Source organism: Rhizobacter sp. P2_H3, assembly GCF_056403355.1.
In genome coordinates this window covers 17,775-30,849 of the sequence record NZ_JBFUFQ010000057.1, presented here as the reverse complement: position 1 = coordinate 30,849, position 13,075 = coordinate 17,775, and the positions used below count along the sequence as shown (strand labels likewise).

Genomic DNA, 13,075 nt, shown 5'->3' with positions numbered 1-13,075 from the left:
CGGCCGCGCGATGCCGCCGCTCGCGGCCCCGGCGCTGCCGGCTGACGAAGCCGGCGAGCCGCGCCGCTTGCCCACCGCGCTATCGGCAGCTGCTCCCGCCGCGCCCATCGCCTATGCTGTCCCCATGTCCGAGACACCCGACCCCAGCGGCACGCTGCCGCAACCCCGTCCCACGTCGGATGACGACGAACGCGAAGCGATCGACCGCCTCGGCCGCGTGCATGGCCCGGGCGAACTCCGCGCGGTGCTGCTGGCACTGATCGCGACGCCCGGCAGCCAGCGCGAGCGCCGCGCCTGGCGCGACGAGACCCGCGGCCTGAGCACCGCCGATGCGTTGCGCGACGAGGTCAACAAGCTGGGCCCGGCCGCACGCCTGCCGTGGATCGAGGTGCTGCTCTCGCGCATCGCGCGCGCACCGCTGAACGACCGGCAGGATGTCGTCGAGGCGGCACGCCGCGTGATGGCCGCCGATGGCCAGGTGCGCCCGATCGACCGCCTGCACTGGCTGGCGCTGCGGCACCGCCTCGGCGAAGCCCGCCCGCCGAGCCCGAACGCGAGCGCCAGCAACGACCTCGCCGAGCTGCCGGAATCGGCGCTGATGCAGGTGGCGCGTCTGACGGCCTTCCTGTCGCGGCTCGTGCCCGACGGCGAGCTCGAGAGCGGCGCGGCCTGGTACCAGGCGGTGATGAAGCGCTGGGTGCGCGATGCGATCGTGCCGGCGCCCGAACTGCCCGATGCCGATGAGGTGGCGCATGCGCTGGGCGTCGTGCAGGGCCTGCCGTGGATGCTGCGGCCGGTGCTGGTGCGCGCCTGGCTGGAGGCGGCGCTGGCCGCGAGCCCGATGAACCGGCTGTCGGACGGCGCGGCCGATGCGCTGCGGCTGGCCGGGCTGCTGCTCGACTCGCCGCTGCCGCCCGAGCTGGCACGGCACTACATCGAGCTGCCGGCCGCGGTGCTGCGCGCCGGCGTCAGCTCTGGCACATGACCGAGGCGGACGCGACCAGCTCGTCGAACAGCGCCATCGAGACCTCGCCCGACACCGCGTAGGGATCGAGTTCGGCCCGCTCGGAATACTTCAGCAGCAGCGCCGGGTTCAGCATGTTCATCATCACCTGGCCCATCGCCCAGCCGGCGAAGCGGCGCTCGCCGATCTCTTCGTAGCGCAGCAGCGCCACGTCGTGGTGGCGCGGGTCGTTGGCGATGCGGTTGTACAGCTGGCTGACCGGCAGCCGGCCGCCTTCGAGCACCTGCAGGAAGATGCCGCCGGAGTGGCACAGCACCCCGGTCACGCCGACCTGCGGATTGTGGGCGCGAGACTTCTTCATGATCGCCGCGAGCGTCTCGGTGTCCATCGACGCGGCGGCACGGCTGGCGTACATCAGGCGCACGAGCATGGGGAATCCTTTCAGGTCTTCTTGCTCAGCAGGGACAGGAATTCGCGGCGCAGGCTCGCGTCCTTCAGGAACGCACCGCGCATCACGCTGTTGGTCATCATCGCCTGGTCGTCCTTCACGCCGCGCCAGTGCATGCAGAAGTGATCGGCTTCCATCACGAGGGCGAGGCCGTCGGGCTTGACCCGGCTCTGCAATTCGTTGGCCAGCATCGTGACGGCCTCTTCCTGGATCTGCGGGCGGCTCATGATCCAGTCGCAGATGCGGGCGTACTTCGACAGCCCGATCAGGTTGGAATGCTCGTTCGGCAGGATGCCGATCCACACCCGCCCCATGATCGGGCACAGGTGGTGCGAGCAGGCGCTGCGCACCGTGATCGGGCCGACGATCATCAGCTCGTTGAGCCGCTCGGCGTTCGGGAACTCGGTGACCGCGGGCATCGGCACGTAGCGGCCGCGGAACACCTCGGTCAGGAACATCTTCGCGACGCGCCTGGCGGTTTCCTGGGTGTTGTGGTCGCTGTCGGTGTCGATCACCAGCGCCTTCAGCACCTCCTGCATCTTCGCCTCGACCTCGTCGCGCAGCTCGTCGATCTCGCCTTCGCGGATGTGGGCCGCGATGTTGTCGTTGGCGTGGTAGCGGCAATCGGCGCCGACCAGCCGGTAGCGGATACGCTCGGACGCGGGCAGGGCGGCGAGTTCGGCTTCGCTTCGGGCGTCGTTGCGAGGGGGCGCTTTCGGCATGTCGGTCTTTCTGGTGGGCGCGGGGCGTGGCGGTCGGTGCTGACCGCAGGTCGGCGATTGTGACGGGATCCCCGGAACCGCGCCAAACCGGGCCCTGCCGCGCCCGCAGATCCGCGCCCGTAGACTCTCGCCCGTGACTTCCCTGCCCCTGTCCCAGCTTCTCGTCCATGTCGCCACCGCCGTGCAGGCCGTGCGCGACGGCCGCTCCCTCAACGATGCGCTCGCCCGCTGCCCCGCGGAGGCCCGGCCCGGCACGCAGGCGCTGGCGTTCGAGGTGATGCGCAAGCTCGGCGCCGCCGAGGTGCTGCGCCGCCAGCTCGTGCCCAAGGCGCCGCCGCCGTTCGTCGACGCGCTGCTGCTCAGCGTGCTGGCGCTGATGTGGCCGGGCGCCGGCTCGGACGAACCCGCCCCCTCGGAGCCGGCCGGCGACGGCGCCCGCTACGCACCGCACACGCTGGTGAACCAGGCCGTGGAGGCCGCCAAGCAGCGGGCCCGCGCCAGCGCCTCGTTCGTCAACGCGGTGCTGCGCCGCTTCCTGCGCGAGCAACCAGCCCAGGTGGCGACGGCGCTTGCCGATCCGCTCGCCCGCCACAACCACCCGCGCTGGTGGATCGAGCGGCTGCAGGCCGACTGGCCGGACCACTGGCAGGCGCTGCTCGCGGCCAACAACAGCCGCCCGCCGATGACCTTGCGTGTCAATGCGCGCCGCGGCACGCCCGAGGGCTATGTGCGCCGGCTCGCCGAGGCCGGGCTCGAAGGCCGTGTCGCCGGCCCGCAGGCGGTCGTGCTGGCGCAGCCGGCGGCGGTGCAGCGGCTGCCCGGCTTCGCGGCCGGCGATGTCTCGGTTCAAGATGCGGCGGCGCAGCTCGCCGCCCCGCTGCTGGTCGGGCTGCCCGGCGAGGGCCTGCCGGCCGGCGCGCGCGTGCTCGATGCCTGCGCGGCCCCCGGCGGCAAGACCGCCCACCTGCTCGAGCTGGCCGACCTGGACGTGACCGCGCTCGACAGCGACCCGGGCCGGCTGGCCCGCGTGCGCGACGCGCTGGACCGGATCGGCCGCCAGGCCACGCTGGTGGCCGGCGACGCGCGCGACACTGCCGCCTGGTCGCAGGGCCGGCCGTTCGACGCGATCCTGCTCGATGCCCCTTGCAGCGCCTCGGGCATCGTGCGCCGCCACCCGGACGTGCGCTGGCTGCGCCGGCCGACCGACATCCCGGCGCTGGCGACGCTGCAGGGCGAGCTGCTGGACGCCCTGTGGCCGCTGCTGAAGCCGGGCGGCCGGCTGCTGTATTGCACCTGCTCGGTGTTCCAGGCCGAGGGGCGGCAGGTGATCGACGCTTTTTTGCAACGCGAAACCGGCGCGTCCGTGGCTTCCGACCGGCCTTCACCCGGCCACCTGCTGCCGCTCGCTGACAATCCAGGCGAAGGCCACGCGCTCCATCCGGGTGCATCGCCCGACGGCTTCTTCTACGCACTGCTGACCAAATCCTAGAACGCATCCGTGCTGCGCTCGCTCCGGTTCCCTCCCAGGCAAGGCGGTTGTGTCCCCGGCGCGAGTGGCTGGGGGCGGCTGCTGCTGTGGGTCGCCATCGCGCTGCTGATGGCGCTGCACGCGCCGCTGCGGGCCGAGCCGATCGAGCTCGAGAGCTTCGAGCTGGTGCGCAACGAAGACGGCCTGCAGCTCGGCTTCTCGGCCCAGTTCGAGCTGCCGCACTCGGTCGAGGACGCGCTGCTGAAGGGCGTGCCGGTGTATTTCGTCGCCGAGGCCGAGGTCTACCGCGACCGCTGGTACTGGCGCGACAAGCTGATCACGTCGTCGACCCGCACCTGGCGCCTGGCCTACCAGCCGCTGACGCGGAAATACCGCGTCACCTTCGGCGGGCTGCACCAGAGCTACGACAATCTGTTCGATGCGCTGGCCTCGTTGCGCCGCGTCGTGAGCTGGCGGCTGGCCGATGCGGCGCAGATCGATGACGAGGGCCACCATTACATCGAGTTCAGCTACCGGCTGGACACCAGCCAGCTGCCGCGGCCGATGCAGATCGGCATCGGCGGCCAGGCCGACTGGACGCTGCGCGTAGAGCGGTTCAAACGCTTTTGATGACCCACCCCCGAGGCGCTGCGCGCCTCCCCCTCAAGGGGGCGCCGCCAGTGGCCCGGCAAAGCCGGTTCCACGGCGTCCGCTGGATCAGGGTGGTTTGTGTGTGTGGGTTGGGAGTTTAAGTTGACCAAGGCCTCCCGCTGGGCATGGATCGTCTCGCTGGTCGCCGTCACCGGCGCGGGGCTGGTGCTGGTGTTCCTGCTGTCGATCGCCACCAACAGCCGCGGGCTGTACGAGAAGCACTACGTCTGGCTGTTCTGGGTCAACCTGATCGTCGCCGCGCTGCTGATGCTGGTGATCGGCATCGCGTCGGTACGCCTGCTGTTGCGGGTGCGGCGCGGCAAGTTCGGCAGCCGGCTGCTGCTGCGGCTCGCGGCCATCTTCGCGATGGTGGGTGTGGTGCCGGGGCTGCTGATCTACACGGTGTCGTACCAGTTCGTCTCGCGCAGCATCGAGACCTGGTTCGACGTGAAGGTCGAGGGCGCGCTCGATGCCGGACTGAACCTCGGGCGCGGCACGCTCGAGGCGCAGGTCAACGACCTCGCGAACAAGGCCCGGCTCGCTGCCGAGCGGCTCGCCGACAGCACGCCGACGGTGCAGCCGCTGCAGCTGGAGCGGCTGCGCGAGCAGCTGTCGGCGCAGGAAGTGACGGTGCTCGGACCGAGCGGCCAGGTGCTGCTGACGGTGGGCCCGAGCGCCGCCGGCAACCTGTCGCCCGACCGGCCGACGCAGGCGCAGCTGCGCCAGGCGCGCAACTCGCGGGTGATCAGCCAGCTGGAGGGGCTGGACGAGGACACCGCGGCGAACTCGGGCACCGCGCGCATCAAGGCGCTGGCCTTCATGCCGAGCTCGAACATCTCGCTCGACGCGCAGGACCGCTTCCTGCTCGTCACCCAGCTGCTGCCGAGTTCGGTGGTGACGAATGCGCTGGCGGTGCAGGCGGCCTACCGCGAGTACCAGCAGCGCTCGCTGGCGCGCGACGGCCTGCGGCGCATGTACATCGGCACGCTGACGCTGACGCTGATCCTCGCGGTGTTCGGCGCGCTGCTGCTGGCGGTGACGCTGGGCAACCAGCTCGCGCGGCCGCTGCTGGTGCTGGCCGAGGGCGTGCGCCAGGTGGCGCGCGGCGACCTGACGCGCAAGCAGGTGGTGTCGTCGCGCGACGAGCTGAGCGGCCTGACGCGCTCGTTCGCCGACATGACCGAGCAGCTGTCCGACGCGCGCTCGCTGGTGCAGCGCAGCCTCGCGCAGCTGGAGGCGGCGCGCACCAACCTGCAGACCATCCTCGACAACCTGACGGCCGGCGTGATCGTGTTCGACCGCGACGGCCGCATCGACACCGTCAACCCGGGCGCGACGCGCATCCTGCGGCTGCCCTTGTCGGCCTACCGCGGCCGCACGCTGGAGGAGGTGCCGGGGCTGGCGGACTTCGGCCGGGCGGTGCTGCAGCGCTTCGACCTGCACCGCAGCAGCCCCGAGGCCGGCGAGCGCGACCACTGGCAGGATGCGTTCGACCTGCAGACCGCGCCCGATCGCGACAAGGTGACGCTGCTGGTGCGCGGCGCGGCGATGCCGCACGACGGCCGCCTGATGGTGTTCGACGACATCAGCGACGTGGTCTCGGCCCAGCGCGCCGAGGCCTGGAGCGAGGTGGCGCGGCGCCTGGCGCACGAGATCAAGAACCCGCTGACGCCGATCCAGCTGTCGGCCGAGCGGCTGCAGCACAAGCTGGAGTCGAAGCTCGAAGGCCTCGACCAGGCGATGCTGGTGCGCTCGGTGGGCACCATCGTCAGCCAGGTACAGGCGATGAAGACGCTGGTCAACGAGTTCCGCGACTACGCGCGCTTGCCGGCGGCGCGGCCGCATCCGCTCGACCTGAACGCGCTGGTGGCCGAGGTGCTGACGCTGTACGCGACGGCGCAGGAATCGGGGCAGCTGCGAACCGTCCTCGCGGCCGACCTGCCGGCGATCATCGGTGACACGACGCAGCTGCGGCAGGTCATCCACAACCTGGTGCAGAACGCGATCGATGCGGTGGCCGAGCGGCCCGACGGGCAGGTGCGCGTGGTCACCGAACTCGCGCGCACCGAGCAGGGCGAGGTGCGGGCCGTGCGGCTGCAGGTGATCGACAATGGGCCGGGATTCGCCGACAAGGTGCTGAAGCGGGCGTTCGAACCGTACGTCACCACGAAGAGCAAGGGGACCGGCCTGGGCCTGGCCGTCGTCAAGAAAATCGCCGATGAACACGGGGCGCGCATCCGGCTGGCCAACCTGACCGAGGCTTCCGAGCAGGGAGAAGTCGTGATCGGTGCCCAAGTTTCGCTATCATTTTCAAAATTCGCACCGGTTGGCACTGCTGAAGCGGCCGCCACCGACAGCCGGGTGCACTGAGGGTTCATGGCCACCATTCTTGTTGTAGATGACGAACTGGGCATTCGCGCCCTGCTGTCGGAGATCCTGACCGACGAAGGCCACCAGGTCGAACTGGCCGAGAACGCGGCGCAGGCCCGCGCGTGCCGCGAGCGGGTGCGGCCGGACCTCGTGTTGCTCGACATCTGGATGCCCGATGTCGACGGCATCACGTTGCTGAAGGAGTGGGGTGCGACCACGCTGCTGACGATGCCGGTGATCATGATGTCGGGCCACGGCACCATCGACACGGCGGTCGAGGCGACGAAGGTCGGCGCGGTGGCCTTCCTCGAGAAGCCGATCACGCTGCAGAAGCTGCTGCGCGCGGTGGAGCAGGCGCTGGTCAAGCCGAACAGCCGCGCGGCCCCGCCGCCACCGCCGCCTCCACCTCCCTTGCCGCTGCCGCGCATCGAGTACGGCATGCCCATCGAAGCCCTGCCGGTGAGCCAGGCGATGCCGCTGCCGCCGATCGGCCCGCAATCGGAGCAGAGCTTCGAGCTCGACCGGCCGCTGCGCGAGGCGCGCGATGCCTTCGAGAAGAGCTACTTCGAGTTCCACCTGGCCAAGGAGAACGGCAGCATGACGCGCGTGGCCGAGAAGACCGGCCTGGAGCGCACGCACCTGTACCGCAAGCTCAAGCAGCTGGGTGTCGACCTGACGCGCAACAAGCGCAGCGGCGGGATCTGATCGAAGCCTGCCGGCAAACTGCTATACTCATCGGCTCACGGCCAAGTAGCTCAGTTGGTAGAGCAGCGGATTGAAAATCCGCGTGTCGGTGGTTCGATTCCGCCCTTGGCCACCAGATTCGAAAGCCCGGTCCTTCACGGCCGGGCTTTTTTGTTTCTCTTTTGCTTCTCACAGGTCGTCGTCCCGCATCTTCACCGCGGCGCTCGCCAGCGTCGCCAGTCGAGAGGCTTGCGCGACGACGAAGTCGCGAAGCTGTCCCGCAAAGCCCCGCTCTTCTTCCAGGTAGTCGGCTGCATTCGCCTGTGACGGCGCCTGCTCGATCGCCAGCTTTGCCAGCCGCAAGGCCTCCCGCTTCAGCAGACGACGGTCAATGCCGCAGCGCTGCGCGAAATCGGCCAGCTGAAACGCCCCGACCTCGTCGAGCGAGAACGCATCGCCATACGCCATCGCGAACTCGTGGTCGAGGCCGGGGTACTGCAGCACGCTGACCAGGTCATACCAGGGCGCAGGCTCCAGGCCCTGCGGGCGAACGAAGAACGAGAAGTTCTTGCCATGTGCGTCGCTGTTGCCGATGAGGAACTGGAACAGCGCCCACCTGAGCAGGACCAGCCGCGCAGAGGCCTTGTTGACCGTCTGCTCCACGAGCTCGAACAGCCCGCCGAAGCTGACGCCCTCGCGGATGTTGCGAACGTGTTCGCCGCTTCCGAAATTGCGCTCGTACTTGTAGGTCACCGGCAGGTCATGTGCCTGGCATGCGTCGATGACGTGCAGTCGCTGGACGACGGTCTCCCCGTTCGCCTTCGACACGTTGCGATCGAAGCGATCGACGACCAGCACCGGTCTCGGCGTCCGGTAGATGCTGACCGCAGCGGCGGGAAGGCCCATGCGCCTGGCGAGCGACATGCAGAAGTGCTCGTTGACCACGAGATGGGGCGTCAGCTTGCGGTCCGGCTCGGGCTTGAGGATGTGCGTCGATGCGAGCGGGGGCTCGACGAGGAACATGCGACCGCCCTCGTCGAGCGGACGGTCGAGCCAGACCATCAGCTTGTCCTGCACGCCCGCGATGGACATGCGAACCTTGCCATCCCATACCGCCAGCGGAATCGCTTCGCGCTCGCTCAACCGCTGGTTCAGCTCGTCACGGGTCACTTCGCGCGGTGGCGTGGCGGCGAGAGACGGAGGAGGGGCCTCCCCCGAGCGCCAGAACCTGAACGCCCCCGTCGTCTCGGCGCCGAGCGCGTTGATCAGCGCGAACACGTTGGACCTGGAGACGCGGCTGGTCGTCGCGATGATGTCGAGTGCGCGGCCTTCGGGCAGCAGGTTCTCCACGAAGCGTTTCACCGCACCGACGGCGTAGCCGGCTGCGGGACGCACGAGCGGCAATGCGGGCGACAGCGGGAACGCCTGCTGGGTGCTGACCCAGAGGGGGCTGTAGTCGAGGGACCACCGGTCATCCAGCGGCTCGTGGCTCAGCGTGGCGACCTGTTGGCCGTCTGCCCAGAGGGTGAGCGAATGCGATGACGCGGTCGGCGGCGTCATGGCTGTTCCGGACGCGCAGTGACGGGTCGCGCCACCGACTGCATCCAGGGGTGGTCCTTCGGGCCGACCACGAGTGCCAGGCCCAACCCGTCCAACACCGTCAGGAGCTTGTCGAGGCGGACCGAACCTTTGCCGTTCTCCAGCCGGGAAAGCAGGTCGACCGAGACGCCAGTCAGTGAAGCCGCATCGTCTATCCGGAGTGACTGTTCGCGCCGACGGGCTCGCACCACAGGGCCGAGATCGGCGGCATTCGCAATGGGGAGTGGGGCAAGCGAGGTGTCTGGATTTGCAGGCATTTCGGAACTCCAGGGATGCAGGTGATTCCTTGGTGCGCAGGACATTTATTTCTGAATTTCCGAAACTATGCCAATCTTCCGCTCGGCGAGCAAGAAATTCCGTGAATTCCGAAATTCCTTCGCGAGGGGCTGGGCTCAGCTACGCGCGGCAAGCCGGGTCGCCGCATCCTGCAACCCCCCGAGGATGGTTTCAGCCAACTGCGCCGGAAAGCCCACGGGCAGCGCCGCACTGACGATCTCCACGACCCGCGGCGTCTGCTCGACCAGCGCATCGATGACGAACCCGGCCTGCCGTCCATCCTCCGTCACGACGCCATGGCGCGCACCGAGCGCCTCCCAATGCCGTCGCTGGATGTCCTGCATCTTCCAGTGCGCATTCTTCGAACGCACCGCCATCGCCATCCCGGCCTTGAAGGGCGAGATCCTTGATGGTCCTGCGCCCAGCACCGGGTACGCCGACAGCACGTCATAGAGCGGCGTCAGCTGGTAGCGCCCGCCGGCCCGCAGGAAGAGGCTGAAGTTCTTCGCGTGGCCGTCCGTCGCGCACAGCATCCAGAACAGCACCTGCGCCTGGAAGAAGGTCCGGCGGTCCTGCTCGCGCGCCATCGAACCGGCGAGCACGTCCAGGATGCGGTCCATGCCCGGGCCGCCCTCGGCTTCGTACCTGGCACCGGGCGGCACGCCGCTGGCCTGGCACATGTCCTCCTGCGGCAGGCGGATCAGCCGCCGCTCGCCGGCCGGGCCGCTCCACCACGCGCGGTCGAAGCGCTCGACCACGAGCGCCTTCATGTCCTCGAACTGCAGTGGCATGCAGGCCGCCACCGGCAGCCCGTACGCTTGCAGGATCCGCGAGCACAGCCACTCGTTCTCGACCGAGTCGCGCATGTCGAGCTTCATGCCGCCGATCAGCCCCAGCGGCAGCTTGAAGATGTGCGTGGTGGGCGTGCCGCCCCGCGGCAGGCACCACTGTCCGTCGTGATGGAGCAGCGCCGTCTTCTCCTGCGCCCCCGCGATGGAGATGCGGAAGTCGTCGTCGTTGGCGACCAGCCCCAGCGTGTGCGGCGTCGTGGTGCCGCGCAGCACCTCGGCCACCTGGGCCTCGGTCAACGGCTGTGCCTGCACGGCCGAGGCGCCGGCCGGGGCCCGGCCCGTGGACAGGATCTCCAGGGCACCCACGCAGTCGCGACCGATCTCGGACAGCAGGTCGAACACCTCGGTCGTGCCGGTCGCGTAGCGGCGCGCCATCCGTTCGCGGATGTCCTGGCTGTCCGGCAGCAGGTTGTCGAACCAGGCCCGAACCTTGGGCCCGCGATGCGGCCCGTTGCCGGGTGTGAACGGCAGCGACAGCGACAGTGGCCGCCCTTGCGCCGACGCCGTCCACCCGAGGTCGTACTGCAGCGTGTCCGGCGCGTTCGGCGCCTGGCTCCAGGTGCCGACGAAGACCCCGTTCATCCAGAGCCCGAGCGAGCGGGTGTGCGATCGGCGTCCCATGCGTCACCAGGACGGCGGCGTGGGGCTGGCGGCGGGCTTGCTCAGCACGAGCTCGACACCGAGGATGCCCAGCAGTTTCAGCAGCCGGGCGGCGCCCACTTTCTCGGCGTTGCGCTCCAGGGCCGAGTAGGTCTGCTGGGTGACGCCAAGACGCAGGGCGGCTTCACTCTGCGTCAGGCCGGCCTCCTTGCGGAAGGCCTGCAGCAGGGTCGGCAGTTGATCCGCGGTGCGAACAGTGAAGTCAGGCATGCAAGCTCCGAGCGTACTTCAGGTTCACAAATTGTAGCCTGTTGAATATATTTACTGCATATAAGCTGTAAGTGAAAAGAACAGCACAAGGGCTGTTTCAGTCCATCCGAAAAATCACACGCATCCCCCCAATATTGAGGATGAATGGCCTCTTGCAGGGGCTCTCCGGCACTGGGCGCCCCTATGCTCACGCCCAAACAGCGCAGGGCTGGGGCCCGGAGGGATTCGATGGAAGGCAGTGCACAGGTGCGCCTGGTGTTCGCGGGCGAGCTGCTGAGCGGGTTCAGCCTCGACGAGGTCAAGCGCAGCTTCGCGCAGGCCTACCGCGTCGAGGGCGAGCGGCTGGAAGAGGTGTTCGCCGGCGGCCGCACGGTGATCAAGCGCGCCATCGCGCTTGCCGATGCCGATCGCTACGTGCAGAAGTTTCGCCAGATGGGCATGCAGGTGCTGGTCGAGACGGCGGATGGCAAGCCGGTGCCCACCTCGTCACCGGCGACGCCACCGATCCCTGCCGTGAAGGCCCCCACCGCCGCACCCGTCGCCGCGCCGCCGCCGACGCCGCTCGCCGCCACCATCCCGCCGCTCGCACCGCTCGAAGAGCAGGTGATCTGCCCCAACTGCGGCGAGCGCCAGCCCAAGCGCGCGTTCTGCCGCAACTGCTCCACCGACATCGCGCGTGCGATCGCCAACAAGCAGGAAGAGATCGACCGGGCCCGCGCCGAGCGCCTGGCGGCCCGCAACGGCGGCCGCTATGCGCCGCCGAAGTCGGGTGGTGCCATGGGGTACGAAGCCACCGAGGATTTGCCTCCGGTCCTGAGCCTGAGCTTCGAAGGCCGCATCGGCCGCATCGCCTACTTCAACACCGGCATGCTGAGCGTGCTCGGTGTCGCGTTGATTGCCATCGCCGCGGCGATCATCCTGCCGATCTTCCGCTCGGTGGGCTTCGCGCTGCTGCTCATACCGGTCTTCGCCGCGTTCGTCATCTGGTCGGTGCGCGCCAGCGCGCTGCGGCTGCACGACATGAACCGCAGCGGCTGGTGGTCGCTGCTGCTGTCGGTGCCCGTCTTCGGCGGCTTGCTCAGCCTGGCGATGATCTTCTGGCCGGGCACCGAGGGCGACAACGACTACGGTCCACAGCCGCGCCGCGGCAACGCCGTGGCCGCGGTGATCACGGGTGTGCTGCTGGTGCTGATCCTGCTCGGCTCGTTCTCGTCGTACCGGTCGTATGTCAAGCGCGCCCGCGAGGCCGAGGCTCCGGCGACGGAGCAGTTCGACCCGCGCGCCGCCCAGGCCGCCGACGTGATCGTCGGCCCGGACGCGCTGAAGGCCTTCACCGACGAGTACCTGGCCCAGGCGAACCACAAGGCCTTCGCGTCGTCCGACAGCGGCGCCTTCGGCTGGCGCTCCGGCCAGAGCTCACCGCGCGAGGCAGCGCGCCAGGCCATGTCGGCCTGCGAGGCCAACCGCAAGCCCTACACCGGGCCGTGCACGCTGGTGAACGTCAACGGCCAGTGGCTCAAGCAGCACTGAGCAGTTCGCGCAACGCCCGCTCGAACACCTCGGGCGGCTGGCCGCCCTGGATCAGGTGGCGGTCGTTGATGATCACCGACGGCACGGCCTGGATGCCGTGCTGGCGGTAGAACTCCTCCTGCGCGCGCACCTCGTCGGCGAACTCGTTCGTCGCGAGCACCTCGCGGGCGCGCGCCACGTCGAGCCCGACCTCGCCGGCCACCTTCACCAGCAGCTCGCGTGAGCTCGGGTCCTGCCCATCGGTGAAGTAGGCCTTGAACAGCGCATGCTTCAGCGCGAGCTGCCGGCCCTCGAGCCCGGCCCAGTGCAGCAGCCGGTGCGCATCGAAGGTGTTGTAGATGCGCCCGCGCAGGTCCATGCGGAACGTGAAGCCGAGCGCCGCGCCGCGCGCGCGGATCGCCTCGCCGCTCTGCGCGCGCTGCTCGGCGCTCGCGCCGTACTTCTGCATCAGGTGCTCGCCGATGTCCTGGCCCTGCGGCCCCATGTCGGGGTTCAGTTCGAAGGGCTGGAAATGCAGGTCCACCTTCACGGTGTCGCCGAGCCGGGCAATGCCCTCTTCGAGCGACTTGAGCCCGATGGCGCACCACGGGCAGGAAACGTCGGAGACGAAATCGATCTTCATGCCCCGATTGGATCAGGCAC

The 13,075-nt window shown here is 69.3% G+C and carries 13 protein-coding genes and 1 tRNA gene; 7 read left to right on the top strand and 7 right to left on the bottom strand.

From position 1 onward, the window contains the following. Nucleotides 1-124: 124 nt before the first annotated feature. The gene (locus AC1D1T_RS13440; protein WP_477991977.1) at nt 125-985 is read left to right on the top strand and encodes a hypothetical protein; all 861 of its coding nucleotides are present in this window, start codon (nt 125-127) and stop codon (nt 983-985) included. Here the strand turns inward: AC1D1T_RS13440 and AC1D1T_RS13435 are convergent. Next, nucleotides 969-1,394, bottom strand: a complete 426-nt coding sequence (locus AC1D1T_RS13435) for a BLUF domain-containing protein (RefSeq protein WP_047501553.1) — start codon at nt 1,392-1,394, stop codon at nt 969-971. The two genes, AC1D1T_RS13440 and AC1D1T_RS13435, sit on opposite strands and share 17 nt — an antisense overlap. An 11-nt stretch (nt 1,395-1,405) precedes the next feature. Beyond that, on the bottom strand, nt 1,406-2,134 hold the full coding sequence (gene folE / locus AC1D1T_RS13430; protein ID WP_047501555.1) for a GTP cyclohydrolase I: 729 nt from the start codon (nt 2,132-2,134) through the stop codon (nt 1,406-1,408). A gap of 133 nt (nt 2,135-2,267) precedes the next feature. On the opposite strand from folE, the gene rsmB reads away from it, so the two are divergent. The 5 genes from rsmB (at nt 2,268) to AC1D1T_RS13405 (ending at nt 7,443) form a co-directional block, all read left to right on the top strand. Then, a complete protein-coding gene (gene rsmB / locus AC1D1T_RS13425) occupies nt 2,268-3,623 on the top strand; it encodes a 16S rRNA (cytosine(967)-C(5))-methyltransferase RsmB (RefSeq protein ID WP_477826728.1) in 1,356 nt (451 codons plus the stop codon). Nucleotides 3,624-3,632: 9 nt separating this feature from the next. After that, nucleotides 3,633-4,232, top strand: coding sequence for a DUF4390 domain-containing protein (locus AC1D1T_RS13420; RefSeq protein WP_465111437.1), 600 nt, complete (start codon nt 3,633-3,635; stop codon nt 4,230-4,232). A gap of 123 nt (nt 4,233-4,355) precedes the next feature. After that, nucleotides 4,356-6,623, top strand: coding sequence for a sensor histidine kinase (locus AC1D1T_RS13415; protein ID WP_047501556.1), 2,268 nt, complete (start codon nt 4,356-4,358; stop codon nt 6,621-6,623). 6 nt (nt 6,624-6,629) lie between these two features. Beyond that, the gene (locus AC1D1T_RS13410) at nt 6,630-7,328 is read left to right on the top strand and encodes a response regulator (protein WP_047501559.1); all 699 of its coding nucleotides are present in this window, start codon (nt 6,630-6,632) and stop codon (nt 7,326-7,328) included. A 39-nt stretch (nt 7,329-7,367) separates the two neighbouring features. Next, nucleotides 7,368-7,443: transfer RNA gene (locus AC1D1T_RS13405), tRNA-Phe, on the top strand. A 53-nt stretch (nt 7,444-7,496) separates the two neighbouring features. Here the strand turns inward: AC1D1T_RS13405 and AC1D1T_RS13400 are convergent. From AC1D1T_RS13400 to AC1D1T_RS13385, 4 genes are all read right to left on the bottom strand, one after another. Next, on the bottom strand, nt 7,497-8,867 hold the full coding sequence (locus tag AC1D1T_RS13400; RefSeq protein WP_477840547.1) for a HipA domain-containing protein: 1,371 nt from the start codon (nt 8,865-8,867) through the stop codon (nt 7,497-7,499). Next, complete coding sequence (locus AC1D1T_RS13395; protein WP_477828738.1) at nt 8,864-9,163, bottom strand: helix-turn-helix domain-containing protein; 300 nt, start codon at nt 9,161-9,163, stop codon at nt 8,864-8,866. Before AC1D1T_RS13395 ends, AC1D1T_RS13400 begins: the two co-directional genes overlap by 4 nt. 135 nt (nt 9,164-9,298) lie before the next feature. Next, complete coding sequence (locus AC1D1T_RS13390; protein ID WP_477840545.1) at nt 9,299-10,654, bottom strand: type II toxin-antitoxin system HipA family toxin; 1,356 nt, start codon at nt 10,652-10,654, stop codon at nt 9,299-9,301. Nucleotides 10,655-10,657: 3 nt separating this feature from the next. Then, nucleotides 10,658-10,903 carry a helix-turn-helix transcriptional regulator gene (locus tag AC1D1T_RS13385; protein ID WP_047501568.1) on the bottom strand — a complete coding sequence of 82 codons (246 nt, stop codon included), beginning with the start codon at nt 10,901-10,903 and terminating at the stop codon, nt 10,658-10,660. 228 nt (nt 10,904-11,131) lie between these two features. Between AC1D1T_RS13385 and AC1D1T_RS13380 the strand changes: the two genes are divergently transcribed. Continuing rightward, on the top strand, nt 11,132-12,433 hold the full coding sequence (locus AC1D1T_RS13380) for a DUF805 domain-containing protein (protein ID WP_477827963.1): 1,302 nt from the start codon (nt 11,132-11,134) through the stop codon (nt 12,431-12,433). Here AC1D1T_RS13380 and AC1D1T_RS13375 read toward each other — a convergent pair. After that, nucleotides 12,420-13,055 (bottom strand): DsbA family oxidoreductase, encoded by a 636-nt coding sequence (locus tag AC1D1T_RS13375; RefSeq protein ID WP_047501572.1) that lies wholly within the window; start codon nt 13,053-13,055, stop codon nt 12,420-12,422. The genes AC1D1T_RS13380 and AC1D1T_RS13375 overlap by 14 nt on opposite strands. Nucleotides 13,056-13,075 lie beyond the last annotated feature (20 nt).